Source organism: Salinimicrobium terrae DSM 17865 (assembly GCF_000424665.1).
GTDB classification, from domain to species: domain Bacteria; phylum Bacteroidota; class Bacteroidia; order Flavobacteriales; family Flavobacteriaceae; genus Salinimicrobium; species Salinimicrobium terrae.
The window spans coordinates 45,997-70,970 of the sequence record NZ_KE384223.1; the positions used below are offsets into that span (position 1 = coordinate 45,997).

Below are 24,974 nucleotides of genomic sequence, written 5' to 3' on the forward strand. Positions count from 1 at the left end.
AGATTGTTTATGAGTACTTTAGGATGTGGAAAATTTTAAAATTCGGCGTTAAGCGGAGTTCTGGGATAAGGAATTACATCTCTTATGTTCCCCATTCCAGTGGCGAACTGCACCAGTCTTTCGAATCCAAGCCCAAAACCACTATGGACACATGTTCCAAATCTACGTGTATCAAGATACCACCAAAGCTCCTTTTCATCGATATCAAGAGCCTGCATCTTTTTTTGCAACACCTCAAGACGTTCTTCCCTTTGTGAGCCACCTACAATTTCTCCTATTCCGGGGAAGAGGATGTCCATGGCCCGCACGGTTTTTCCATCTTCATTTAAACGCATGTAAAAGGCCTTTATATTGGCAGGATAGTCAAAAAGGATCACCGGGCACTTAAAGTGCTTTTCTACCAGGTAGCGCTCGTGTTCACTTTGTAGATCGGCTCCCCATTCTTCTATAATATAATTGAATTTCTTCTTTTTATTTGGTTTTGAATTCTTCAGAATATCGATAGCCTCGGTATAGCTTACTCTTTTAAAGTTGTTTTCAATAACAAACTTCAGCTTTTCGGTAAGGTTCATTGGGCTTCTTTCTGCTTCCGGCTTTGACTTGTCTTCATTGGCCAGGCGCTCTTCAAGAAATGCAAGATCATCTTTGCAGTTGTCCAAAATGTATTTTAGGACATATTTTATAAATTTTTCGGCTATGTCCATGTTTCCGGCCAGGTCACAAAAAGCCATTTCGGGCTCCACCATCCAGAATTCTGCGAGATGTCTGGAAGTATTCGAATTCTCTGCCCTAAATGTAGGTCCAAAAGTATATATCTGTCCCAAACCTAAAGCGTAAGTCTCTCCCTCAAGCTGCCCGGAAACTGTAAGGTTAGTTTCTTTTCCGAAGAAATCTTCCCTGTAATTTACAGATCCATCTTCGTTCCTCGGAACATTGTCAAGATCAAAAGAAGTGACTTTAAACATTTCCCCGGCCCCTTCGGCATCACTTCCGGTAATGATCGGAGTATTTACGAAATGAAAATTATTTTCCTGAAAATAGCTGTGAATAGCGAACGCCAGTTTGGACCTTAGTCTCATCACTGCACCAAAAGTGTTTGTCCTGACTCTTAAGTGAGCCTGTTCTCTAAGCTTTTCAAAGGAATGTCTTTTTGGAGAAAGAATTGTTAATTTAACTTCTTCCGGATCTGCATCGCCAAGAATTTCTACAGAATTTGCCTGCACTTCAACTTTTTGTCCGCTGCCCTGGCTTTCTACCAGCGTTCCCTTCACCTTTATGGCAGCACCAACTGTGATACGTCTAAGGGTATCTTCACTTAATTTTTCGTAGTCAACGACACATTGGAGGTTGTTAATGGTAGAGCCGTCATTGAGGGCGATAAACCGGTTGCTCCTAAAGGACCTAACCCACCCGTTGACTACTACTTCCTGTAAATACTGAGTGCTTTCTAAAAGTTCTGCAACTTTTCCTGTAATCATTTTTTTCTATTTGAAGGACAAAGATAATTTTTCCGCACTTGCCTTACAAGTAATTAAATGCAGGTCCCCGGCAAAAAAGAAGAATGAAAATTACCTTTTTGGATACTTTGCGGGGTTGTTATAGTATTTTTCTGGAAACCCACCAATTTGGTAGTTATAGTGAGGACAGAGATTATAAATAGAGAATCCCGAGCAGAAAAAAAGCGGCTGAAAAAGCCGCTTTTTGAAAGGTATAAAAGATATGATTCCTGAGTTAAACAGTCATGATCTCTTTTTCTTTTACTGCCAGAATTTTGTCAATTCTTTCAATATAGGTGTCGGTGAGCTCCTGAATCTCAGCTTCAGCAGATTTTTGAAGATCTTCAGAAATATCGAGTTTTTTGATCTCCTGGTTGGCGTTCTTACGATCGTTACGCACCCCAATCTTTGCGTCTTCAGCTTCAGCTTTTGCCTGTTTAGCCAGTTCGCGGCGACGTTCCTCTGTTAAAGGGGGAACATTAATGATCACACTGTCTCCATTATTCATGGGATTGAACCCAAGGTTTGCCTGCATGATCCCTTTTTCAATAGCGGTAATCAGGCTCTTCTCGAACGGCTGAATGGTAAGGGTGCGGGCATCTGGCGTATTTACATTGGCCACCTGGTTTAGAGGAGTCTGGCTTCCGTAATAATCCACTCTTACACTGCCAAGCATAGCCGGAGTTGCTTTTCCGGCCCGAATATTTAAAAGTTGTTTCTCCAGGTGAAGAATGGCTTGATCCATTGCTTCTTTTGCGCTATCAATAATAAAATCTAACTCGTCGTTCATTTTAAAAACTTTATTAATCTTTTTTGTTCTAAAAATTCACTTTGGTACCTATTGTTTCTCCTGTTACAACCTTTTCAAGATTTCCAGGTTTATTCATATCAAAAACAATAATAGGTAATTTATTTTCCTGGCTAAGAGTGAAGGCAGTGGTATCCATAACTTTTAATCCCTTGGTAAGAACTTCGTCAAAGCTAATGAAATCGAACTTTGTTGCCTTCTTATCTATTTCGGGATCTGCAGTATAGATTCCGTCAACTCGGGTGCCTTTAAGGATTACATCGGCGTGGATCTCAATAGCCCGCAATACTGCTGCTGAATCTGTCGTGAAATATGGGTTTCCTGTGCCACCTCCAAATATTACCACCCGACCTTTCTCCAGGTGACGCATGGCTTTTCTTCTAATAAAAGGCTCTGCTACTTCATTGATCTTTATTGCCGACTGAAGTCTTGTCTGGATACCTGCATCTTCAAGAGCAGATTGTAGTGCCAGCCCGTTTATTACGGTTGCCAACATCCCCATATGATCACCGGTTACCCGATCCATACCGCGACTAGCGCCTGCTACACCTCTAAAGATATTACCGCCACCAATGACAATGGCCACTTCAACTCCTTTATCGGTAACTACTTTTATTTCCTGTGCATATTCGGCTAAACGTTCGGGGTCGATCCCATATTGGCGGTTGCCCATGAGGGCTTCGCCCGAAAGTTTTAGTAAGATTCTTTTGTAATGCATCTATGTGATTTGATGGGTTGTGCAAAACTAAGGAATTTATTAATGTGATGGGAGCGACAAAAAAGATTATTGAAGCGGGCTAACAGTGAGGATCAATTTTTTATATTTTTATTAACTGTAATTATATTTCATAAGCACAACTGCAATGAATAGAGCCGCTATTTTGAAGACTTTATTAATTCTGGTCCTGTTTGCTTCAATTTCCTGTGACAAGGATGAACAATTGGAAGGATCCCTGTCTGGAGAATGGAGTGAGGTGGAACCGGTGAGGGACCGTACTACATTAATTTTTACATCCGGGAACAGACTCACACGAATAGACGGAGAAGGTAATGAGGAATATTTAAAATATGAGATCAAAGATGACTCCATCCTTTTAAGTTTGGCCAGTGGGCAGGAGGGAACCAGCGAACTATTTTTTCAGAAGCCGGAGCAGGGAAGATTGAGGATAGGAAATCTTTACCCTTCCATTCCGGAAAACCAAGAAGTGATTCTGGTGTTCGAAAGAGTAAAATAATAACCCTTTCAGGGTTCAGAACCCTGAAAGGGTGGAGAACAAAAAACCCGCTCCTTTTCAGAAGCGGGTTCTTAATTTTTATTAGGTAAGTGCTTATCCTAAAGCAACTCTTTCAAAACCTACAACTTTAAGGTTAGCATCTTCAGACTTCACATATTCAGCAACAGACATTTTGCTGTCTTTGATGTAATCCTGGTTAACAAGAGTGTTGTCTTTGAAGAAACGCTTGATTTTACCTTTTGCGATATTATCCAACATTTCTTCCGGCTTACCTTCCTGTCTCAATTGATCTTTAGCGATCTCGATCTCCTTCTCAACAACAGATTGGTCAACACCTTCTTCGTTAAGCGCAACAGGATTCATTGCAGCTGCCTGCATAGAAACGTTTTTCGCAACTTCTTCAGCGTTATCAGTCTTTTGTGAAAGTCCTGTAAGAACCGCAATTTTGTTACCTGCGTGGATATAAGAACCTACGAATGGTGCTTCTAGAGTTTTAAAGGCACCTATCTCAATCTTTTCTCCAATAACTCCGGTTTGCTCAGTCAATTTATCCTGAACAGTGATCCCTTTGTAATCTTTAGAAAGTAATTCCTCTTTAGAGTTTACATTCATAGCAAGATCAGCGAAGTCTTCAGCCAACTGTATATAAGATTCGTTTTTAGCAACGAAGTCAGTTTCACAGTTAAGAGAAATGATAACTCCTCTACTGTTGTCTGCATTGACCTTTGCGATAGCAACACCTTCAGATGATTCTCTGTCGGCACGGTTTGCAGCAACTTTTTGTCCTTTTTTACGAAGGATCTCGATTGCTGAATCAAAATCTCCATTTGCTTCTACTAGTGCTTTTTTACAATCCATCATTCCGGCACCGGTAGCTTGTCTAAGTTTATTTACTTCTGCGGCGGTTATATTAGCCATAGTTTAAAATGTTTTTTATAAATGAATAAGTCGTCTAGTTCAATTCAGGAGAAAGAAACCAAACGACTCATAGATTAATTTATGAAATTCTATTCTTCCTCGCCTTCGTTAGAACGTGCATCGGCTAAAGTCTCTTTTTTAGACTCTAGTTTTACATCTTCCTGAGCTTCCTTCATGTCTTTTTTATCCTGTGGATCTGTAGACGGAACTTCAGTTTCTAATTTTGGTTTTCTTGGCTTAGGAGTTCTTTTTGCAGGTTTTTCTTCTGAAGAATCTTCTTCTTTACCTTCTTTTCCTGAAGCTTTTCTTTCAGAAAGACCTTCTACGATAGAATCAGCAACGTAAGAAACAACTTTACTAATTGATTTTGAAGCATCATCATTTGCAGGGATCACATAATCCACATCTCTTGGATCTGAATTGGTGTCAACCATTGCAAAAATTGGAATGTTTAATTTTTGAGCTTCTTTAACCGCGATGTGTTCACGAGTGATGTCTACTACGAATAGAGCACCCGGAAGGCGGCTCATTTCTGAAATAGAACCTAAGTTTTTCTCTAACTTAGCTCTTAAACGATCTACTTGTAAGCGTTCTTTCTTAGAAAGAGTGTTGAAAGTACCGTCTTTCTTCATCCTGTCGATAGAAGCCATTTTCTTAACAGCTTTACGAATAGTGATGAAGTTAGTCAACATACCACCAGGCCATCTTTCGGTGATGTAAGGCATGTTAGCTCTTTCGGCTTGTTCAGCAACAATTTCTTTTGCTTGTTTCTTGGTAGCTACGAAGAGTATTTTTCTACCACTGGCTGCAATTTTGCTAAGCGCGTCTCCGGCTTCCTGCATTTTAGCAGCACTTTTATAAAGGTTGATGATGTGAATCCCGTTGCGCTCCATGTATATATAGGGAGCCATGTTTGGATTCCATCTTCTTGTGAGGTGACCAAAGTGTACACCTGCATCAAGTAATTCTTTTACTTCTACTTTGTTTGCCATTTTTGTAATAGTTTACGTTCTGTTGAGATAGCAACAACCAGGTGGCGATATAAAATCTGGCCCTGATCGTTTAGATGCTAAACTAACCACCGGCACTTCTTCAAATGTAACTCCGGAGTAACAACAAAAATCTTATGATTTATATGAACTTTTTGGTGCTTTCAACACCAAATAATATTAACGTTTAGAGAACTGGAATTTCTTACGAGCTTTCTTCTGACCGAATTTCTTACGTTCAACCATTCTTGGGTCTCTTGTAAGTAAACCTTCGGGCTTAAGAGTGCTTCTGTTCTCGGCATCCAACTCTACCATAGCTCTGGAAAGGGCAAGGCGAATAGCTTCTGCCTGTCCTGTGATCCCGCCACCGTAAACGTTTACTTTGATGTCAAAGCTTTCGTTGTTTCCGGTCATGTTAAGTGGTTGTCTTACCTTGTACTGAAGCGTGCTTGTAGAGAAGTAATCCTTAACGTCTTTTTTGTTTACAGTGATGTTACCGCTTCCTGTAGAAACGTACACACGTGCAACTGCCGTTTTTCTACGGCCAATTTTGTGAATAACTTCCATTACTTAAGATCGTTTAAGTTAATAGTTTTTGGTTTTTGTGCCTGTAGGTCATGTTCTGATCCTGCAAAAACTCTTAGGTTACGGAAAAGATCTGCACCAAGTTTGTTCTTTGGTAGCATTCCTTTTACTGCATTTTCCACCAGTCTCTCAGGACCTTTGGTGAATAATTCCGAAGCAGTTAAACTTCTTTGACCCCCAGGATAGCCGGTGTGGCGAATGTACTCTTTAGAGTCCCATTTCTTTCCTGTTAAGTTGATTTTCTCGGCATTAATAACAACTACGTTATCACCGCAATCAACGTGTGGGGTAAAATTAGCTTTAAACTTTCCTCTTAGTAGCTTTGCTACTACAGAAGAAAGGCGGCCAAGGGCCTGTCCATCAGCGTCTACAACAACCCACTCCTTATTGACAGTGGCTTTGTTGGCAGAAACCGTTTTGTAGCTTAATGTGTCCACACTAATTAAATTTACTTAATAATTAAACATTCCATTCCCTGCATAAAACAGGGGTGCAAATGTACAATTATAAATTTATATTACAAATGGCATTTTCATTAATTTAAATGGAGTAAAAGATCTGATTTTCAGGCTGATTTGTTTTCCATACTGGCTTCCTTTTTTTTCCTCTGTAAGAAACGTACAGGATTCTTTCTTTTTGTCGAATTTACTCCTCAAAACTGCCGATTTTCCTCAAATCTAGCCTCAATCTTTCACGACAGCCAATCGATAAACTGCACTAAATCACCGACTAAAGGAAAAATAAGTGTTAAAAAATTATTAAAATAGATTCCCCGAATATACATTTGCAACTGCTTTGAAAAGAAAAGGAAAATATGAATAGACTATTACAAGTATTGATGTTAGGTGGAGTAGGAGTAAGCATGCTTGTTGCCTGTTCTGCCAATAGTATAGAGGACGAAAGCCTTTCGCTTAATGCGACAACTACAACTGTACAAGCCCAGGACCTAACGATGAATGATCTTTTGGGGACCTGGAATATGTTTTCCATGACCTCTGTACCTCTAGAAGAGGGTGGTACAGCAACAGCAGTTGATTTTGATCAGGATGCTAATTTCACTTATAACTTGTTAGAAGAAACAGATTGTTTTGATCCTATGTTTTTTGACTTTAAAAGTAGCGGAGAAGTAACTACCTTCCAATCAAGATTGTTTTTTAGTGAAGTAACAGGTGCCTTTAATTGCCAGACTACCGGGAATTATGCTGCTACCTATTCAGTTAGTGGAGATCAACTGACGGTGACTTTTACCATTGACGGACAGACCTACACCGAGACTAAAACTGTTAACCGGTATAGTGAAAACGGTTCGGAATTCTTAAAAGTGAAATTAACAAAAGAAGAAACAAATACGGCTGTTTATGTAGCTAAAGATCCAGGAAATACCGTTGCTTCAGATATTCAGAAAATTGATATAATCTACAAGAAGCAGTAAAAGACCTTTTTTTGCCCCCTTTTCAAATGAATCCCCCAAAGAAATTCGGGGGATTTTTTATAGATTAAAAAAGTCTTGGCTCCTGGTTCTTGATTCTTTTGGCAAAGTGGTTTTTTAATGAGCTTCCAGCCAATTCTCTCCCAGGCCGAGTTCCACTTCCAGGGGAACGTCCATGACAAAGGCATTTTCCATTTCATGCTTTACCATCTTTTGGATATCCTCTAGCTCGGGGCGGTAAACATCGAATACTAATTCATCATGTACCTGGAGCAGCATTTTGGTTCTGTAATTCCTTTCCTCCAGTTTCTTGTGAATGTTGATCATGGCCAGCTTTATAATGTCAGCTGCACTTCCCTGAATGGGAGCATTGACGGCATTTCTCTCGGCAGCACCGCGTACCATTTGATTCCGTGAATTAATATCCCTTAGATATCTTCTTCTGCCGAGTACCGTTTGAACGTACCCGTTTTCACGTGCAAAATCTACCTGTTCACCAATAAAGTTCCGAAGCTTTGGGTAAGTTTTATAATAGGTATCTATAAGATCTTTGGCTTCACCTCTCGAGAGATTTGTTTGATTACTGAGTCCAAAAGCCGAAACTCCGTAGACTATTCCAAAGTTCACAGTTTTGGCAACGCTACGCTGCTCCCGGTTGACTTCCTCCATAGGCACATTAAATACTTTGGCGGCTGTGGAGGCGTGGATGTCCTGATTTTGCTGAAAGGCTGAAATCATATTGTCTTCCTTGCTCAGGGAGGCGATTATGCGAAGCTCGATTTGAGAATAATCGGCAGCTAACAAGATGTGTTCTGCATCTCTTGGCACAAAAGCCTGCCTTACCTGTCTTCCCCTTTCAGTCCGGATGGGAATATTCTGGAGGTTTGGATTGGTTGAACTCAATCTTCCCGTAGCCGCGACGGTCTGCACATAATCTGTATGAACCCTTCCGGTTTTTTCATCCACCTGTAGAGGTAAAGCATCAATATATGTATTCTTCAGCTTTACCAGTCCGCGGTAATCCAATACCTGTTGTACGATCTTGTGTTCGGGGGCAAGGGCAGAAAGGATTTCTTCCCCTGTAGAATATTGTCCCGACTTGGTCTTTTTCGGTTTCTCTACCAGGTTCAGCTTTTCAAAAAGGATAATTCCAAGTTGTTTTGGAGAACCTATATTAAATTCTTCGCCGGCGGTTTCATAGATATCCTTTTCAAGCAGTGCGATGTCTTTTTCCATTTCTTCTGAAAGACCTGCAAGGAAATCTTTATCCAACTTAATTCCTTCCAGCTCCATATCGGCCAGCACCTTCACCAGCGGAATCTCAATCTCATTAAAAAGTTTTTCTGTGTTGGCTTCCTTAAGCTCCGGAGTGAAATGCTGTTTTAGCTGCAGGATAACATCGGCGTCCTCCACGCTGAATTCCGTTTGCTGTTCCAGGGAAATGTCACGCATAGATTTTTGATTCTTTCCTTTCCCCAGCAATTCTTCTACAAAAACCGGAGTGTAGTTAAGGTATGTTTCCGAAAGCACATCCAGGCTGTGGCGCATATCGGGATTAATAAGGTAATGTGCGATCATGGTGTCAAAAAGGGGACCTTTGAACTTAATGTCATATTTCGCCAATACCTTAATGTCATACTTCAGGTTTTGGCCTACCTTTTCAATATTTTCAGCTTCAAAGAAAGGACGCATTTTTTCCATCACCTCCTGTGCTGCTGTGCGATTTTGGGGCACAGGGAGGTAAAAACCTTTACCCGTTTCCCAGGAAAAAGCCACTCCAATGATCTCCGCAGTAAATGGATCAAGATCGGTCGTTGTGAATTCAAAGCACACGCACTTCTGCTTCATTAAATTCTGAAGGAAGAGTTGCATTGCCATACCTGTCGCAACATTCTGGTAGACGTGCGGCATATCTTTTATAGTTCTTCTGCCTGAAAAATTTTCCACACTCTCGGCTGCTTCGGTCCCAAAAAGGGAAAACTGACCTGCTCCTGCCGGTTGAGCCTGAGCCTTTCCGGTATCTGTACTCGTCACTTGAGTGGGTCGGGCTGTTTCCTCTCCTGAAAATAACTTTAAAAATTGCTCTTTTAGGCGCCGGAACTCCAGCTCCTCAAAGATCTCCTGCACCTTCTCTGCATCGGGCATGGAAAGCTCGTAATCTTCAGCATGAAACTTTACATCGCAGTCGGTCATGATGGCGGCGAGTTGTTTGGAGATCATACCCTGCTCGGCATGTGCCTCTACCTTTTCCCGCATCTTACCTTTTAATTTATCGGTGTTGGCCAGCAACGCTTCCATGCTACCAAATTCCTTCAGAAATTTTTTAGCGGTCTTTTCTCCCACTCCGGGTAGTCCCGGAATATTATCAACGGCATCGCCCATCATTCCAAGGAAATCGATCACCTGCTCGGGACGTTCTACTGCGAATTTCTTCTGAACTTCAGGAATTCCCCAAATCTCGATCCCATTGCCCATCCGGGCGGGGCGGTACATAAAAATATTTTCAGAAACCAGCTGTGCAAAATCCTTATCGGGGGTAACCATGAAGACTTTATAGCCTTCTTTTTCGGCCTGTTTTGCCAGCGTTCCTATAATATCATCGGCTTCACAACCGGGCAGCACGACCACCGGAATGTGCATTGCCTTGAGAATTTCCTGTATATAGGGTATGGCTTGTAATATCGGTTCGGGGGTTGCATCCCTGTTTGCTTTATATGCCTCAAACATTTCGGTGCGCGCCACGCTTCCTTCTTTATCAAAACAAACCGCGAGATGATCGGGGCGTTCCCTTCTTATTACGTCAAACATGGAATTCATGAAGCCCATAATGGCCGAAGTATCCAGACCCTTGGAATTTACAATTGGATTGTTTATAAAAGCATAATATCCCCTAAAAATAAGGGCATAAGCATCAAGAAGGAATAAACGTTTTTGGTCGGCCATTAGCGGAATTTTTTAAGTTCATAAAACTACGAAACTAAAGGCTGTCATTAAAATTCAATTTCTTATTTTAAGGGAAGAAGTATGGGTCTATGTCGGCTCAGGACGATCCAAAATGAGAAATTCAAAAAAGAAATGACAAACGAACAGAAATATTCAATAGCCATACATGGAGGTGCAGGGACTCTTCTACAGGGACAAATGACTGTTGAAAAGGAAAAGGATTATCGCAATAGTTTAGAGCAGGCGCTTGAAAAGGGATATGATTTACTGGAAAATGGAGCACCTGCAATAGACGCAGTAGAAGCGGCGGTGAAGGTGCTTGAAGATTCTCCACTGTTCAATGCCGGTAAGGGTAGTGTATTTACAGCAGACGGGACCCACGAAATGGATGCTGCTATAATGGAAGGAAAGGATCGTCAGGCCGGGGCTGTGAGTTTAATTACAGGAATTAAAAACCCAATCTCCCTTGCCCGGGATGTTATGGAAAAAAGCGGTCATGTATTTTTAGCCGGGGAAGGCGCTCTGAAATTTGCAAAAAGCCTGAATTATACTCTTGAGGAGGAGAATTATTTTTATGAAAAATTTCGCCACCGGCAATGGCTGGAAATTAAGGATTCAGATAAATTTCAGTTGGATCATAGTAACGCAAAAGATTCCAAATTTGGAACAGTGGGTGCTGTAGCTTGTGACAAAGAAGGGAATTTAGCCGCTGCTACCTCTACCGGTGGAATGACCAACAAAAAATTTGGGAGAGTAGGAGATAGCCCTATGATTGGAGCTGGAAATTATGCAAACAATAAAACCTGCGCTGTTTCCTGTACCGGCAGCGGGGAATACTTTATTAGGGGAGTGGTTGCTTACGATGTTTCTGCTTTAATGGAATATAAAGGTTTGTCTTTGGAAGCAGCTGCAAACGAGGCGGTTCACGGCAGACTGCTTAAAATAGGTGGTGACGGCGGACTTATTGCCGTTGATGCCACAGGAAATTTAGCATTACCGTTCAATACTGAAGGAATGTACCGGGCTTTTAAAACCTCGGGTGGCCTTCGGGAAATAGCAATTTACAAATAATTACATGTACCGGGGCGAATTTTCTGTCCCCACCAGCACCTCTACCTGCCGGTCTGCAATATTATATCGATCTCCATGGGAAAGGATGTGGGTTACCAATTTTCTCATTGTGAGAGGGGTTCCCTCCTTCAGGTTTTTATAGTTATTGTGAGTAAGTTCCCCCGGGTCAAAAATAATTACCATTCCCGAACCAATAGTTTCACATTCGTTGCCGTTCCTGATTATCATCCCGGTATCTTCTGCCAAACCTATTCCCACCAGGTTTGGGAATCTTGCCACAGCTTCAGATAATCGTCCAAAACGTCCCCGCTGAATAAAATGGGTATCGAAAATGATCCCTGGTAGCAATGACATACCTTTCCGCATTTTAGTAGAGGCTTTGATGAAAGATTCCTTACTGCTTCCACCGGAGATCATTTCAGCAGACATGCACATAGCTCCGGCACTTGTTCCGGCAACTACAAATTTTTCATTGCGATATCGATCGAGAAGGATCTTGTGGAATTCTGTATTCTTAATGTGAGTTGTAATTTTTGATTGATTTCCACCGGAAAACAGAACGCAGTCTGCCGTTCGGGCCTTCTCAAGATTTTTTTCATAATCTGCTTCGGCTTTTGATCCTATATGCAGAGGTTCTACGCAATTGCAGCCCAGTTTTTGAAAAGCTTTAATGTACATATCTCCTACCTCTTCCGGAATTCCCGAGGCGGTCGTAATTACGAGGATGTTTGCATTCTTTCCTCCACTTTCTGTGAGGACTCTTGCCAAGATCCCCTGGCTTATATATTCAAACCTGAACCTTTTATGCTTGTGATAGCCTTTATCTTCATTTCCTCCTATAGGGATGAGGGTGCCTTTAATCATAAATAAAAATTAAAATGATTTGAAAATTAACCAGTTATAATTTCGATTCTTAAATTAAGAACCTACTCAGTTTGGAAGGATAAGGAAAAAAAGCAGAAAAAGAAAAAGTAGCACATGAAAATAAGAAAAATTAACGCAATGCGGGGTCCGAATTATTGGTCCATCAGTCGGCACAAATTAATTGTAATGGTTTTAAATCTTGAGGAGCTGGAGGAAATGCCATCCAATAAGATCGAAGGATTTAGGGAAAAACTTGAAAAAGTATTACCCGGCCTCTACGAACATACCTGTTCTGTTGGTACTCCGGGAGGATTTTTTGAAAGAGTGGACGAGGGTACCTGGATGGGACATATTATTGAGCATGTAGCTCTTGAAATACAAACGCTTGCAGGCATGGATGTTGGTTTTGGAAGAACCAGGGGCTATGGTGAAAAAGGGGTTTATAATGTAGTCTTTTCCTATATGGAAGAAGCTGTGGGAAGATATGCAGCCAAAGCTGCAGTCAGGATATGTGAGGCTCTCATAGAGGGGAAGGAATATAATCTTTCTGAAGATATACAGGAAATGCGGGAGTTGCGGGAAGAAGTGCGGCTGGGACCCAGTACCGGCTCTATAATCAAGGAGGCAGAATCCAGGGGGATTCCCTGGATAAGACTTAACCGATATTCTCTCTGCCAGTTAGGTTACGGTGCAAATCAAAAGCGCATCCAGGCAACAGTGACCGGGGAAACCAGTAATATAGCTGTTGATATAGCCTGCGACAAAGAAGATACCAAGGATCTTTTGGAACAGGCCGAGATTCCAATTCCGCGGGGAAGGATTGTAAGAAGCGAAAAAAGATTAAAAGAAGTTGTTGAAAAATTAGGCTTTCCTCTTGTAATAAAACCTGTTGATGGAAATCACGGCAGGGGAATTACCATAGATATAAATTCCCCTAAAGAGGCTCTGGTAGCCTTTAATTCTGCCCGTGCTATTTCCCGAAGGGTAATAGTGGAAAGACAAATAGTAGGGGAAGATTACAGGTTACTTGTGATAGACCATAAATTGGTAGCTGCTGCAAAACGGAGTCCGGCGCACGTGGTGGGAGACGGTGTAAAAAATATTCAGGAACTAATCGAGGAAGTGAACAAGGACCCGAGAAGGGGCTATGGTCATGAGAAAACGCTTACTCAAATTGAAGTCAATGAACTTACTAAGCGAATTCTTGCTGCAGAAGGTTATACTCTCGACAGAATCCCTGAAAAAGGCCAAAAAATTATACTTAAAGACACTGCTAATCTCAGTACCGGAGGCACCGCTGAAGATGTTACAGACAGGGTGCATCCTGCCAATGTTTTCATGGCCGAAAGAATTTCCAGGATCATAGGGCTTGATATATGCGGAATAGATGTTATGACCACAGATATTAGTAAACCTCTTTCCGAAACCGGGGGAGCAGTACTGGAAGTGAACGCCGGCCCGGGATTCCGAATGCACCTTTCTCCCACTACCGGTTTACCGCGAAACGTTGCTGCTCCGGTTATAGATAAACTTTTCCCTCATGGATCTACGGGAACTATTCCAATCGTAGCTGTGACGGGTACAAACGGGAAGACAACAACTACTCGTTTGATCGCGCATATAGCAAAACAGCAAGGTTATAAAGTAGGCTATACCACCAGTGACGGAGTCTACATTCAGAACAGGCTTTTGATGAAAGGGGATTGTACCGGTCCTCTCAGTACCGAATTCGTCTTAAAGGATCCCACTGTAAATTTTGCTGTGCTGGAGTGTGCAAGGGGAGGATTACTCCGTGCAGGTCTCGGGTTTAAAAATTGCGACGTGGGAATTGTGACCAATGTATCTGAAGATCACCTGGGGCTAAACGGAATTCACACTGTTGAGCAACTGGCAAGGGTAAAATCGGTCATTCCTGAAACCGTTCTGCCCGACGGTTACTCGATATTAAATGCAGACGACGATCTTGTTTATGAAATGCGGAAGAATGTTGTTTCCAGGGTTGCTTTATTTTCTATGGATGAAGAAAATCCGCGGATCAAAAGAATTCAGGAGGAAGGAGGTTTGACAGCTGTTTATGAAAGCGGATATATTACTATTTGCAAAGGAACATGGAAACTCAGGATAATTAAGGCCACCAATGTTCCCCTTACCTTTGGAGGTAAGGCAGAGTTCATGATCCAGAATGTCTTGCCCGCGGTTCTCACGGCTTATATTAAAGGCATTGATATAGATGAGATCAAAGTAGCTTTGGAGACTTTTCAGCCTTCTCCTTCCCAGACTCCCGGAAGAATGAATCTTTTTCAGTTTAAAGATTTCCAGTTGTTGCTGGATTACGCTCACAATCCCGCAGGAATGGAAGCAGTAAAAAAATTCACCGATAAAATAGATGCTTCAGTAAAGGTGGGGATCATTACAGGTGTTGGAGATCGTAAGGAAGAAGACACTTTTCAAATTGGAAAGATTTCTGCAGAAATGTTTGATGAGATCATCGTAAGACAGGATCAACATCTACGAGGTGGGACACCCGAAGAGATCATCGGTTTTCTGAAAAAAGGAATTTCAGCTCACGATCCCGATATGAAGGTAACCGTTATTTTAGAAGAAAAAGAAGCCGTTACTCACGCGATAAGAAATGCTCAAAAAGATTCCCTGATTGTGATCTGTACAGAGATGGTAATAGAAGTGACAGAGCTGGTGCAGGAAATGCAGCAGCAGGGCTCTTTAGAGATTTCGGGATTAAACGGGAAAAAAGTAGTAAAAGAGCCTGTTAAGAATTGATTTTGTTTGTCATTTTAATGGTTCACTGCAGGTTTACTTCAGTTTCTTGTGCTTAAACCCATAGAAGAAAATATAACCATAGCACAACATCACGAGGATGAGTGCAAGATTAAATCCGAAGGAATCTGTGAGGTATCCAAAGGCCGGGGGAATAATAGCTCCTCCCACGATCATGGTACACAATACTCCAGAGCCTTGTGGCTTATTATCGCCGAGACCTTCGAGCGCCAGACTAAAAATGGTAGGGAACATAATAGAATTGAATAAACCTACGGCTATTAAAGACCACATTGCGACGAGTCCTACTGTAAGATTAGAAATTAAGACTAGACCAATGGCGCAGGCGGCAAAGACGCTTAGAACTACTGCCGGGTTCATTATTTTGGTAAGGTAAGAACCAATAAAACGGCCAATCATCGCCCCCGTCCAGTAAAAGGTGACAAAAACTCCTACTACAGCCATATCTGTAGAAGTAGTCACACCAGATGAAAGGATCCATTCGGCCAGGTTTCGCATAAAAGGCGTTTCCCTAATAACATCTGGCAGGTTAAGGGTCAAAAAGTAGTTAACCATATAGGAGCCAATAGCCACTTCGGCACCTACGTAAAAAAATAATCCAAAGGCTCCCATTATGAGGTTGCGGTTTTTGAGTACTACACTATAATCATTTGAAGCTTCGGTGTCGGTAACTTTTGGCAGATTGACGAAAAGAAAGACAATGGCTATTAAAATTATAAATACAGCTATACCGAGGAAAGGTGTTTGTACAGCTGCAGCTTCTGAAGCGTAATATTTTATTTGTTCCGCCTCGGTCATAAATGCGATCTCATCTTTTGTCATAACCTTATCGCTAAGGATAAACAAGGCGCCAAGTGCCGGTGCGATCGCAGTCCCGAGAGAATTAAAAGCCTGAGACAAGTTTAGTCGGCTGGAAGCAGTTTTTGCGGGTCCGAGAATAGTAACATAAGGGTTTGCAGCTACCTGCAGGATCGTGATTCCGCCCGCCAGGATAAAATATCCAAGCATGAAAATCCCAAAAACCCTGTAAGATGCCGCCGGCCAGAACAAAAGGCAACCTGCGGCCATAGTGAACAGCCCCAGGACTATTCCTTTTTTGTATCCAATCTTGGAGAGCAGCCATCCCGCCGGAATGGACAACAGGAAATAGGCTCCAAAAAAGGCAAATTGTACCATCCCTGCCTGAAAATACGAGAGGGTAAAAACCTCTCGTAATCTAGGGATAAGGGAATCCACCAAAACAGTAATAAAACCCCAAAGGAAGAAGAGAATAGTTAGAAATATAAACGCAGTGCGATAGGATTTTTTCTGTTCCATTATTTAAATGTAAAATTTACTCGGAATATTTTTATTTTCTCCTGCACGGTATTCCATATATGAAAAGCCTTCCTGGATGCAATAAGAGCCTATTTCACCGTTTTTATTGATGGCAATGAAAGCGGCCTGGAAATCTTTGAAATTGGGATTTTGTTTGATGATTCTCATAATAGCAGTCTCGCAGGCTTCCTGCGGAGATTTACCCTGTCGCATTAGCTCCACGATGAGAAAAGAACCCACACTTTTCAGAATGGCTTCTCCCATGCCCGTAGCCACTGCACCTCCAACTTCATTGTCGAGATAGAGCCCGGAACCAATAATAGGTGAATCTCCTACGCGCACGTTCATTTTGTAAGAGAGGCCCGAACTGGTACACGCGCCTGCAATATCACCTTTTTGATCGATGCAAAGCATACCTATAGTGTCATGGTTCTCAATATTTATAATTGGCTTGTATTCCTTCTTTTTTAGCCATTCCTTATAAGCCTCTTCAGAAGCTTTAGTAAGAAGATCTTCCTTTTCAAATCCATGCTGCCGGGCAAATTGATTAGCACCTTCCCCGGCCAAAATCACGTGCGGAGTTTCTTCCATAACCTTTCTGGCGACAGAAACCGCGTGGGTATTGTTCTTTAGATAGACTACCGCTCCTGCATTACCTGAAGGAGCCATAATACAAGCGTCCAGCGTCACATTTCCTTCTCTGTCGGGTGCACCGCCGCGGCCTACTGTTGTGTTTCTAATGTCTGCTTCTTCGACCATCACCCCCTGCTCCACAGCATCGAGTGCAGATGCTCCTTCAGCAAGCATTTCACCGGCTTTAAGGCTGGCATTAGGAAATCTCCAGGTTGCAATACAAACCGGTTTAAAATTTGTCATTTTTGAAAGGTTTAGAAAATCAATAAAAGGAGAAGCTGTTGCAACTCCTACTCCGCTAAGTGAGGTATTTCTTATGAAGTGGCGTCTTTTCACGTCAAATAAAATCCGGTTAAGGAGTTGGAGCGTAAATTTATGAAAAGAGAATAGAAAAGCAGGGGCTCAATAAAGTTCTATGTGCTAAAGGCTGATATTAATCGGGCTCCTTCTATTTAATTAGGTGATTCGCTCATTTAAATATAGTAATTCTTCGCCCGGTATTTTCAAAATTCAACCTCTATACTGCTATAACATAAACATTTGGTAAGATGAATTTTTGGCAAGGCTTTAGCAGTACCTTTGCAGCTTAAAATTTTTACATGCGCTGGATCATTTTTATCGTCATATATATTGTTTTAGATATTTACGCCTATCAGGCTTTTAAAACTGTTACCCGTCATTCCTGGATCTATTTTATTTATCTCGCTCTTTCTCTGGGGATTTTGGGATATTTATTGTATCAGTTCAATGTGCCCGAGAAGCAGGGTCTTACCGGCGCCCGGGGTTATGCCATTGGGTTTTTTCTCGCTTTTTTTGTGCCTAAGATCATTCTTTTTGTAATGTTATTTGGAGAGGACATGGTGAGGCTGGTAGTGAGCGGATTTCAGAAAGTAGCCCATACAAATCAGGAATATTCATTGCCTTCCCGGCGTAAATTTGTGAGTCAGTTGGCCTTGAGTATTGCGGCCATTCCATTTGCTTCTTTACTTTACGGAATGTACCAGGGGAGATATAATTACCGGGTTTTGAATTATGTTCTGCATTTTGATGACCTGCCCGATGCCTTTGATGGTTACAGAATTACTCAGATAAGTGACGTTCACGCCGGAAGTTTCGACAATCCTGAAAAGATCCAGTATGGAATTGACCTTATAAATGAGCAAAAAAGTGATGCCATATTATTTACAGGAGACCTGGTGAACAATACGGCTTCTGAAATGGATAACTGGAAGAAAACTTTCGGTTCTCTTTCAGCGCAAGACGGAGTTTTCTCTGTGTTTGGAAATCATGACTATGGTGACTATGTGAACTGGGAGTCTGCAGAGGCAAAAAGGGCAAATTTGGAGGCTCTTAAAAATGTGCACCGGGAAATGGGATGGAACTTATTACTGGATGAACATAAAAAAGTGAGCCGGGGTGAAGATTCCATTGCCATTGTAGGAGTGGAGAACTGGGGTGCAGGCTTTAAGCAGGTTGGAGATCTTAATAAGGCAGCTTCTGGCCTTTCAGCAGATGAATTTAAGATACTGCTGTCCCATGATCCATCCCACTGGGTGGAAAAAGTAAAGAAAGATCAAAAGAAATTTCACATCACCTTGAGCGGACATACCCACGGAATGCAATTTGGGATCGAGATTCCCGGCTGGTTTAAATGGAGTCCCGTCCAATACCGATATGAGCACTGGGCGGGAATATATGAAGAAGCGGGTCGTTATCTTAATGTAAACCGTGGCTTCGGATTCCTGGCTTATCCCGGCAGGGTTGGGATATGGCCCGAAGTATCTGTCATTGAACTACGGAAAGGACCCAAACCCGTATAAATCAAACTTTTGATTATATTTGATTAAGGCTGCAGGAGATTTGACTCCTTGTGGCTGTGAATTAATTTTCAGGTATATGTCAAAATTTGGGGAATTGATTGACCTGCAGGTGCCGGTCCTTCTGGAATTCTATACCGACTGGCATGAGGCTTCCACAGCCATGCATCCGGTTTTAAAAGATGTGGCCGCTGCATTGGGTGACAAAGCCAGGATCATCAAAATAGATGTCGATAAAAATTCTGAACTTGCTGAAGCCCTGCGGGTAAAAGGCTTGCCCACCCTAATGATCTACAAGGAAGGGGAAATGAAATGGCGGCAAAGTGGCGAACAGGATGCCAATACCCTTATAGGTCTTATTAAAGAATACATTTAAAAAAATTTTTCCTGGTAGTAAAGCTTTGGGCTTTGAGAGTAAAAATGATGGCATTTATTCTCAGCTACACCAACCTGAATTCTATAAAACTCCTGCCTTAGGGATGATGTGATTCAATCCAATAGCCGATAATTGAATTGAGCCGGAAACCCGGATAATTAATTGTACAAAGTACGATCAAAACAACACCAGCAAAGACTTGAACATACTTCCCAAATTGAGTATTATATACTTAGCAAGGGATTGTAAATTCCATATAGGTGAAAATCACGATAGTTTGCAAATGATACTGGCTCGTGCGTAAAGCTCCCGGGTCACATGTGAACAGCAGGTAGTTTTAAGAAATCGGGATTCCAGATAGTAATAGGTCAATTGTGTTCATATGATACTGAGGCATTGTCTCCGGTTTGAGGTAGTGGCGGGTGATGTATTGATTAGTTTTCAGGTGTAGTTTTTTAAGAGGTATAAATCTAAAGAGCTTTATTTGCCACAGTGCGATTTCTAAGTGAAGTCATGATGTGCAGTATGGTATGGTATTTTTTTGGTTTAAGTATTATTGAAACTGCTTTTTGTTTCTGAACCTGGAATTTTAAACAGATAATACGATACAACAGCTGGCCAAATTACTAATAAAGTACAGACAAACCGCTCATAGGCACCATCCCAGGAATCAGGAATGAATGGTAGTAGTGGCGCCAGAATGAGCCATAAAGAAGCAATCCAGAGCGAAAGTTTTTTCAAATAACCCTTTACAGACTTAAGATCAAAACTTATTAAGAATGTTAGCATCAGGAATAAACCTGCCAATGCATACACGAGTTTCCGGTGGATGGTGTAGCCCGGTCTACCGGCATATTGATTGTGTTCGGCGATCAGGATAAGGTCTATGCCTATTAATAATAAAATAAAAAGGCTAATGAGCCACTTTTTGCCACTACGTTTCCAGGTAAAAAGTCCTACGGCAAGAGCCATATATCCAAATGCCAGAATATTCAAGCCCCAATCCTGTATCCAGCCATATTTGCCAATTGCCAACATACTAATGGTGTCACTTATTGGATCATGTTTTTCGTGAAGGATTATCCCTATAACATCGCCCGCTATTACCGCGATACAACCAATAATTCCCAGGCTTCCGCAGATTTTATAAATTAAAGATTTTTGCAATTTTTTGTTTTATATGGTTAAAAAGTATTGTATTCGTATCTAATGTACATTCTATTTAAGAAGGAATTCATTTCAACCCTTTAAAACAGAAGCCGGAATTTTTATAATGCTTTAAAACTTCGGGCAATATCTTCTTCATATTTTTTTCAGCCTTAAAACTATCATGGAAAACTATAATACTGCCCGGACGAACATTATTCAGCACATTTTGGAGGCACTTTTCAGGAGAAAGTGTGCGGTCATAATCCCTGCTCACAATGCTCCACATTACAATTCTGAAACCTTCCTGCTGAAGTCTTTTTGCCTGCACATTTTTTATCCTTCCGTATGGGGGACGAAAAAGGGGATTTTTAAATTCTGTTCCCTGCGGAAGTTCATTTTCCATGGTTTCCCGGGCCTGTAGGCTATTCTGAATGTATTCTTCTACCGAAGTTTTCCAGCCATTGAGGTGACTGTAGGTGTGATTTCCCACCACATGACCTTCTTTAATAACCTGTCGGAAAATCTCAGGATATCTTTCTACATTTTCCCCAATACAGAAAAAAGTGGCTTTTGCATTGTACTTTCCGAGCTGTTCCAAAACCCAGGGAGTAACCTGAGGTACCGGGCCGTCATCAAAGGTGAGATAAAGGACCTTTTCACCAGCAGGACCATCCCAGATCCTTCTTGGGTAGATCCATTTTATAATTGCCGGTATGCGCTCCCTCATCACTCCACTTACACTGTTTTTTTAAAGAGAATCTCTAATCTCGGCCGGGACCATGTCTGTTCCATCGGCCGGCAATTCTTCAGGCGCCTGTTCAGGGCTTCCGTAGAAGTGCTGGAAGAGCATAAGGTACTTGTTGAACTTATCTGCCTCTTCCCGTGCCAGTTCTTCAGAATCATTTATGATCAACAGGTCCACCAGGCTCCTGTACCGCTCAATATCGGTGACTATTTCATTACCGCGGGAAAACTGTCTGTCAAGGTCAAGAGAGCTGTAATAAGTAAGGTTCTCCTGGTATTTTTGTGCTACTTTTTGCCACAGTTCACGGGCCTTTTCCTTTTGACCTACTTCATAATATCCTTGTATAAAAGGTTCAAGTAGGGTGTAAAATTCAAAATATTCAACAGGCATTTTTTCCATTGCCAGATCCAGGATCTCCTCTGCACGTTGCATTTTGCCTTCATTGATTAGCGCTTCAGACAAGCGGGCAAGATTGCTTCGATAAGTAATAGCATTCTTTCGGGTTTCGGGATCGTAATAAATATCTGGTTCACCAGAGGAATACCAGTCCCAGTTCATCACAATATCAAACATCTTATCAGAATCAAGTCGGCCCATATCGAAGGGGTTGTTTGGATTGACAGGCGTTCTTATTGGTACCAGTCTGTAAGTGACACCTTCCAGCTGCAGGTAATCTTTCATCCACAGGTAATCGTCATCCCCAAAACTTCCGCCGGTAAAGTAAATAGGCCTTTGCCAGTCATTACCCGCAATAATATCCAGCATTAGCAACCTGTTTTTGTAAAGAATATCTCCGGTGAGTTCAATGATGATCTCATCTACAATTTCATCTGCATTTTGTGGTTCTACAGTCCCGTTCTCCAGCACATTTTCTTTGTCCACGGGGACCCGGATATGCTTAGAAGGGAATGTGCTTACACTTTGACCACTCATCAATTCGGCATTGGTGCGGGGGTCATCACTGGCGATCCAGTTCATCCAGGTCCCAATATCCATCGTGTCCTGCGTAATAGGCTGGTACCAAACGGCATCCCTTGTACCATACCTGTATTGTTCGTGTTGAAGCTGCCCGGGGATTGGGTCACTTTCCCATGCCTTGTGTTTCATCTGATCAATATACCAGTCGGTCGCAAAGAGACTGGTATTAACGATCCGCACATCTGTACGATATTTTTCTATCTGCTGGGCGTACCATAAGGCAAAGGTATCGTTATCTCCAATGGTAAATAAAATGGCATTTTCATCCACACTGTCCAGGTACATTTTTGCCATTGCCAGGGCAGAGTATCGGTTGGACCTGTCGTGGTCATCCCAGTTTTCACTGGCCAGCACTGCTGGCACTGCCAGGAGGGAAACTGCCAGAGCAACAGGCACTGCCATCTTTGGTTTAATATATCCTTTGAGGAGGTCAAAGAGTGCATATGCTCCAAAGCCTATCCACATAGCGAATACATAAAAAGACCCAACAAGCGCATAATCTCTTTCCCTTGGCTCAAAAGGACGTTCGTTAAGATATAGCTTCAGTGCGATTCCGGTAAAAAGGAAGAACACCAGCAGTACCCAAAAACTTTTTTTGTCTTTGCTGTACTGAAAAACCAATCCCAACAATCCCAATAGAAGCGGAAGGAAATAATACGTATTCCTGGCAGGATTTGTCAAGGCGTCTGTTGTTAACTGGTCCTGGTTCCCCAGGCGTGCTTCATCTATAAAGTCGATTCCGCTTAACCAGTTCCCGTCCTGATCTGTATATTTTCCCTGCACATCGTTTTGTCTGCCTGCGAAATTCCACATAAAATAGCGCCAGTACATATACCCCATCTGGTACTCAAAAAGATAATTCAGGTTGGATCCAAAAGAAGGTTTTTCAACATCCAGATATTCCCTAAAGCGGCTTAAAAAAGTGTGATACTGTTCGTAATCAACATTCCCCAGATTAATATTCCGTTGAAATTCGTATACAGCGGCAATAAGCTGCTCCTCTTGTTGATATTCGGGCTTAATGGTAAAATCAAGAGGCCCTGTGAACTCCATATAATTTGCGGCATGTTCTGTACTCCACATACGCGGTAATACAGCCTTATGATCATCATCTGTATTTTGTTTTGCGTTTTTATAATCATTAACGATGATATATTCGCCGGCAGCTTCGTCTTTCTCGTATTTCGGCTTGTCGTCAATGTACGGATTGTTTTCGTCCAGCCCGCTATAGATCTCGGTAAACTGTGGGCCGTAGAATAAATGCGTTTCAGGATATTGTTCCCGGTTGTAATAAGCCAATAGCTCGCGTGCATTGTTTGGGTTATTTTCGTTGATCACTGTATTAGCGTTTGCTCTTATAGGAAGCATCAGCCAGGAAGAGAAACCAATAAAGATGAACAGGATGCACAATAGCAATGTATTAAGCTGAAAGTAATGCTTGCGCCTGGTGTATTTTATTCCGAAGTAAAAAACAGCGATAAGGGCAATAGCCGTAAAAATTGTTCCCGAATTGAACGGAAGTCCCAATGTATTCACAAAGAAAATTTCGGTGGCCGAAAAAAGTTTCAGGGAATAAGGGAGCAGCAATTTAAAAATGAACATAAGTACTGCTACCACCACTATATTGGCAACAATAAAATTCCTGACCGTGATCTTTGAAAAGTTCTTGAAGTAGTAAAGGAAACCTATGGCGGGAATGGTAAGAAGCCCCATAAAGTGAACTCCAAAAGAAAGCCCCACGATAAAGGAGATAAGAATTACCCACCGGTTTCCGCGGGGAGCAAACATATCCCGTTCCCAAAGAAGCCCCAGGTAAAAAAGTAGAGCCATAAGCAAGGTGGCCATGGCATAAACTTCGGCTTCCCCGGCATTGAACCAGAAGCTATCAGTAAAAGTAAAAGCAAGAGAACCTACTGCGGCACTTCCAAGTACAGCAGCTTTTTTAGCTCCCGAAATCTTCTTTACAGGTCCGCTTATCTTCAGTAATAGTAAAACAATAGACCAGAACATGAAGAGAATGGTAAAGGCGCTGGCAAAGACCGACATTAGATTTACCATCAAAGCGACCTGCGAAGGTTCACTGGCAAAAATGGAGAAAAAAGCACCCATCATTTGATAAAGCGGTGCCCCGGGAGGGTGACCCACTTCAAGATTTGAGGAAGTGGCGATGTACTCCCCGGCATCCCAAAAGCTAAGCGTGGGTTCAACAGTAAGCCAGAATGTTGTGAGTGCTATAAGGAAAACCAACCAGCCCAGAATTTTGTTCCACCTGGTAAAGTTAAAATCAGTCATACTTAATGAGTTTGTAAACAGTGGCGAATTTAAGAATAATTAAGATACTGTAGGGACAACGATTTTCTGAATCAAATATTTTGAAGTAGAGCCTTTTTGCATAGGATTCAGGTCTCTGTTTTCCCATTTTATATAAGAAGTTTCAAAAATGCCATTTTTGAGAAGTGAGGAAATTAATGGTCGAGAAAAAGAATTTGAAAAAATATTTGTACAAGACAAAGTTTGTCTTAAATTTGCATCCGCATTACAGCAATGGCCTATGGTGTAACTGGCAACACGTCTGGTTTTGGTCCAGAAGAGTCTAGGTTCGAGCCCTAGTAGGCCAACTGTATAAAACCCAAACTTTTTAGTTTGGGTTTTTTTATGAAATAAAGTTAGGGCGAGAAGCCTGTCCCGAGCAGCCGACGAAGGAGGCGTGACGAGGGAAGCCCTAGTAGGCCAACTGAAATGAGAAAACCCCGAACGAAAGTTTGGGGTTTTTGTTTTTCGGAACTTTTTCCAGTTCGTCATGCTGAATTTATTTCAGCATCTTA

General features: G+C 41.8%; 20 protein-coding genes and 1 tRNA gene. 7 read left to right on the forward strand and 14 right to left on the reverse strand.

What is annotated here, in order from left to right; translation table 11 throughout:
- Positions 1-35: 35 nt before the first annotated feature.
- The 3 genes from asnS to pyrH all read right to left on the reverse strand — a co-directional run bounded on the left by asnS (position 36) and on the right by pyrH (position 3,022).
- Positions 36-1,478 carry an asparagine--tRNA ligase gene (asnS, locus tag H148_RS0116420; protein WP_029035767.1) on the reverse strand — a complete coding sequence of 481 codons (1,443 nt, stop codon included), beginning with the start codon at positions 1,476-1,478 and terminating at the stop codon, positions 36-38.
- Positions 1,479-1,731: 253 nt separating this feature from the next.
- Positions 1,732-2,286: a ribosome recycling factor gene (gene frr / locus H148_RS0116430; protein ID WP_029035768.1), complete on the reverse strand. Its 555-nt coding sequence runs from the start codon at positions 2,284-2,286 to the stop codon at positions 1,732-1,734.
- A 28-nt stretch (positions 2,287-2,314) separates the two neighbouring features.
- On the reverse strand, positions 2,315-3,022 hold the full coding sequence (gene pyrH, locus H148_RS0116435; RefSeq protein ID WP_029035769.1) for a UMP kinase: 708 nt from the start codon (positions 3,020-3,022) through the stop codon (positions 2,315-2,317).
- 145 nt (positions 3,023-3,167) lie between these two features.
- Between pyrH and H148_RS0116440 the strand changes: the two genes are divergently transcribed.
- A complete protein-coding gene (locus H148_RS0116440; RefSeq protein WP_029035770.1) occupies positions 3,168-3,539 on the forward strand; it encodes a hypothetical protein in 372 nt (123 codons plus the stop codon).
- 93 nt (positions 3,540-3,632) lie between these two features.
- On the opposite strand, the gene tsf is transcribed toward H148_RS0116440, so the two are convergent.
- The 4 genes from tsf to rplM form a co-directional block, all read right to left on the reverse strand.
- A complete protein-coding gene (tsf, locus tag H148_RS0116445; protein WP_029035771.1) occupies positions 3,633-4,457 on the reverse strand; it encodes a translation elongation factor Ts in 825 nt (274 codons plus the stop codon).
- An 89-nt stretch (positions 4,458-4,546) separates the two neighbouring features.
- Entirely contained in the window at positions 4,547-5,449 is a 903-nt protein-coding gene (gene rpsB, locus H148_RS0116450; protein WP_029035772.1) for a 30S ribosomal protein S2, read from the reverse strand.
- 177 nt (positions 5,450-5,626) lie between these two features.
- Complete coding sequence (rpsI, locus tag H148_RS0116455) at positions 5,627-6,013, reverse strand: 30S ribosomal protein S9 (protein WP_029035773.1); 387 nt, start codon at positions 6,011-6,013, stop codon at positions 5,627-5,629.
- Complete coding sequence (gene rplM / locus H148_RS0116460; RefSeq protein WP_029035774.1) at positions 6,013-6,468, reverse strand: 50S ribosomal protein L13; 456 nt, start codon at positions 6,466-6,468, stop codon at positions 6,013-6,015. The genes rpsI and rplM overlap by 1 nt, the downstream gene beginning before the upstream one ends.
- A 377-nt stretch (positions 6,469-6,845) precedes the next feature.
- On the opposite strand from rplM, the gene H148_RS0116470 reads away from it, so the two are divergent.
- The gene (locus H148_RS0116470) at positions 6,846-7,463 is read left to right on the forward strand and encodes a hypothetical protein (protein ID WP_029035775.1); all 618 of its coding nucleotides are present in this window, start codon (positions 6,846-6,848) and stop codon (positions 7,461-7,463) included.
- Between the two features lie 114 nt (positions 7,464-7,577).
- Here the strand turns inward: H148_RS0116470 and polA are convergent, their stop codons facing one another.
- Positions 7,578-10,403, reverse strand: a complete 2,826-nt coding sequence (gene polA / locus H148_RS0116475) for a DNA polymerase I (RefSeq protein WP_029035776.1) — start codon at positions 10,401-10,403, stop codon at positions 7,578-7,580.
- 132 nt (positions 10,404-10,535) lie between these two features.
- Between polA and H148_RS0116480 the strand changes: the two genes are divergently transcribed.
- Positions 10,536-11,474: an isoaspartyl peptidase/L-asparaginase family protein gene (locus H148_RS0116480; protein ID WP_029035777.1), complete on the forward strand. Its 939-nt coding sequence runs from the start codon at positions 10,536-10,538 to the stop codon at positions 11,472-11,474.
- Here the strand turns inward: H148_RS0116480 and H148_RS0116485 are convergent, their stop codons facing one another.
- Positions 11,475-12,338 carry a cyanophycinase gene (locus H148_RS0116485; RefSeq protein ID WP_029035778.1) on the reverse strand — a complete coding sequence of 288 codons (864 nt, stop codon included), beginning with the start codon at positions 12,336-12,338 and terminating at the stop codon, positions 11,475-11,477. It lies immediately after the preceding gene.
- A gap of 114 nt (positions 12,339-12,452) precedes the next feature.
- Here H148_RS0116485 and cphA point away from each other — a divergent pair, with 114 nt between their 5' ends.
- Entirely contained in the window at positions 12,453-15,116 is a 2,664-nt protein-coding gene (cphA, locus tag H148_RS0116490) for a cyanophycin synthetase (RefSeq protein WP_029035779.1), read from the forward strand.
- Positions 15,117-15,149: 33 nt separating this feature from the next.
- On the opposite strand, the gene H148_RS0116495 is transcribed toward cphA, so the two are convergent.
- On the reverse strand, positions 15,150-16,451 hold the full coding sequence (locus H148_RS0116495) for a sugar MFS transporter (RefSeq protein ID WP_029035780.1): 1,302 nt from the start codon (positions 16,449-16,451) through the stop codon (positions 15,150-15,152).
- A gap of 3 nt (positions 16,452-16,454) precedes the next feature.
- Positions 16,455-17,327: a glycosylasparaginase gene (locus H148_RS0116500; protein WP_425414093.1), complete on the reverse strand. Its 873-nt coding sequence runs from the start codon at positions 17,325-17,327 to the stop codon at positions 16,455-16,457.
- Positions 17,328-17,683: 356 nt separating this feature from the next.
- Between H148_RS0116500 and H148_RS0116505 the strand changes: the two genes are divergently transcribed.
- Entirely contained in the window at positions 17,684-18,904 is a 1,221-nt protein-coding gene (locus H148_RS0116505; RefSeq protein ID WP_029035782.1) for a metallophosphoesterase, read from the forward strand.
- A 76-nt stretch (positions 18,905-18,980) separates the two neighbouring features.
- Positions 18,981-19,277, forward strand: coding sequence for a thioredoxin family protein (locus tag H148_RS0116510; RefSeq protein WP_029035783.1), 297 nt, complete (start codon positions 18,981-18,983; stop codon positions 19,275-19,277).
- Positions 19,278-19,823: 546 nt separating this feature from the next.
- Here H148_RS0116510 and H148_RS0116515 read toward each other — a convergent pair.
- The 3 genes from H148_RS0116515 to H148_RS18165 form a co-directional block, all read right to left on the reverse strand.
- The gene (locus H148_RS0116515) at positions 19,824-20,444 is read right to left on the reverse strand and encodes a DUF998 domain-containing protein (protein WP_029035784.1); all 621 of its coding nucleotides are present in this window, start codon (positions 20,442-20,444) and stop codon (positions 19,824-19,826) included.
- Positions 20,445-20,511: 67 nt separating this feature from the next.
- A complete protein-coding gene (locus tag H148_RS0116520) occupies positions 20,512-21,153 on the reverse strand; it encodes a polysaccharide deacetylase family protein (RefSeq protein ID WP_029035785.1) in 642 nt (213 codons plus the stop codon).
- A gap of 21 nt (positions 21,154-21,174) precedes the next feature.
- Positions 21,175-24,441, reverse strand: a complete 3,267-nt coding sequence (locus H148_RS18165) for a glycosyltransferase family 117 protein (protein ID WP_037325536.1) — start codon at positions 24,439-24,441, stop codon at positions 21,175-21,177.
- Between the two features lie 253 nt (positions 24,442-24,694).
- On the opposite strand from H148_RS18165, the gene H148_RS0116540 reads away from it, so the two are divergent.
- A tRNA-Gln gene (locus H148_RS0116540) sits at positions 24,695-24,767 on the forward strand.
- Positions 24,768-24,974: the final 207 nt, after the last annotated feature.

What these genes read in the sequence shown, in the direction of transcription:
- rpsI (WP_029035773.1), bottom strand. Translation starts at nt 6,013, where the DNA reads ATGGAAGTTATTCACAAAATTGGCCGTAGAAAAACGGCAGTTGCACGT.
- H148_RS0116480 (WP_029035777.1), top strand. Translation starts at nt 10,536, where the DNA reads ATGACAAACGAACAGAAATATTCAATAGCCATACATGGAGGTGCAGGG.
- H148_RS0116470 (WP_029035775.1), top strand. Translation starts at nt 6,846, where the DNA reads ATGAATAGACTATTACAAGTATTGATGTTAGGTGGAGTAGGAGTAAGC.
- H148_RS0116505 (WP_029035782.1), top strand. Translation starts at nt 17,684, where the DNA reads ATGCGCTGGATCATTTTTATCGTCATATATATTGTTTTAGATATTTAC.
- H148_RS0116520 (WP_029035785.1), bottom strand. Translation starts at nt 21,153, where the DNA reads ATGAGGGAGCGCATACCGGCAATTATAAAATGGATCTACCCAAGAAGG.
- H148_RS0116500 (WP_425414093.1), bottom strand. Translation starts at nt 17,327, where the DNA reads ATGACAAATTTTAAACCGGTTTGTATTGCAACCTGGAGATTTCCTAAT.
- H148_RS18165 (WP_037325536.1), bottom strand. Translation starts at nt 24,441, where the DNA reads ATGACTGATTTTAACTTTACCAGGTGGAACAAAATTCTGGGCTGGTTG.
- H148_RS0116440 (WP_029035770.1), top strand. Translation starts at nt 3,168, where the DNA reads ATGAATAGAGCCGCTATTTTGAAGACTTTATTAATTCTGGTCCTGTTT.
- H148_RS0116495 (WP_029035780.1), bottom strand. Translation starts at nt 16,451, where the DNA reads ATGGAACAGAAAAAATCCTATCGCACTGCGTTTATATTTCTAACTATT.
- rpsB (WP_029035772.1), bottom strand. Translation starts at nt 5,449, where the DNA reads ATGGCAAACAAAGTAGAAGTAAAAGAATTACTTGATGCAGGTGTACAC.
- pyrH (WP_029035769.1), bottom strand. Translation starts at nt 3,022, where the DNA reads ATGCATTACAAAAGAATCTTACTAAAACTTTCGGGCGAAGCCCTCATG.
- polA (WP_029035776.1), bottom strand. Translation starts at nt 10,403, where the DNA reads ATGGCCGACCAAAAACGTTTATTCCTTCTTGATGCTTATGCCCTTATT.
- H148_RS0116510 (WP_029035783.1), top strand. Translation starts at nt 18,981, where the DNA reads ATGTCAAAATTTGGGGAATTGATTGACCTGCAGGTGCCGGTCCTTCTG.
- asnS (WP_029035767.1), bottom strand. Translation starts at nt 1,478, where the DNA reads ATGATTACAGGAAAAGTTGCAGAACTTTTAGAAAGCACTCAGTATTTA.
- tsf (WP_029035771.1), bottom strand. Translation starts at nt 4,457, where the DNA reads ATGGCTAATATAACCGCCGCAGAAGTAAATAAACTTAGACAAGCTACC.
- cphA (WP_029035779.1), top strand. Translation starts at nt 12,453, where the DNA reads ATGAAAATAAGAAAAATTAACGCAATGCGGGGTCCGAATTATTGGTCC.
- frr (WP_029035768.1), bottom strand. Translation starts at nt 2,286, where the DNA reads ATGAACGACGAGTTAGATTTTATTATTGATAGCGCAAAAGAAGCAATG.
- H148_RS0116485 (WP_029035778.1), bottom strand. Translation starts at nt 12,338, where the DNA reads ATGATTAAAGGCACCCTCATCCCTATAGGAGGAAATGAAGATAAAGGC.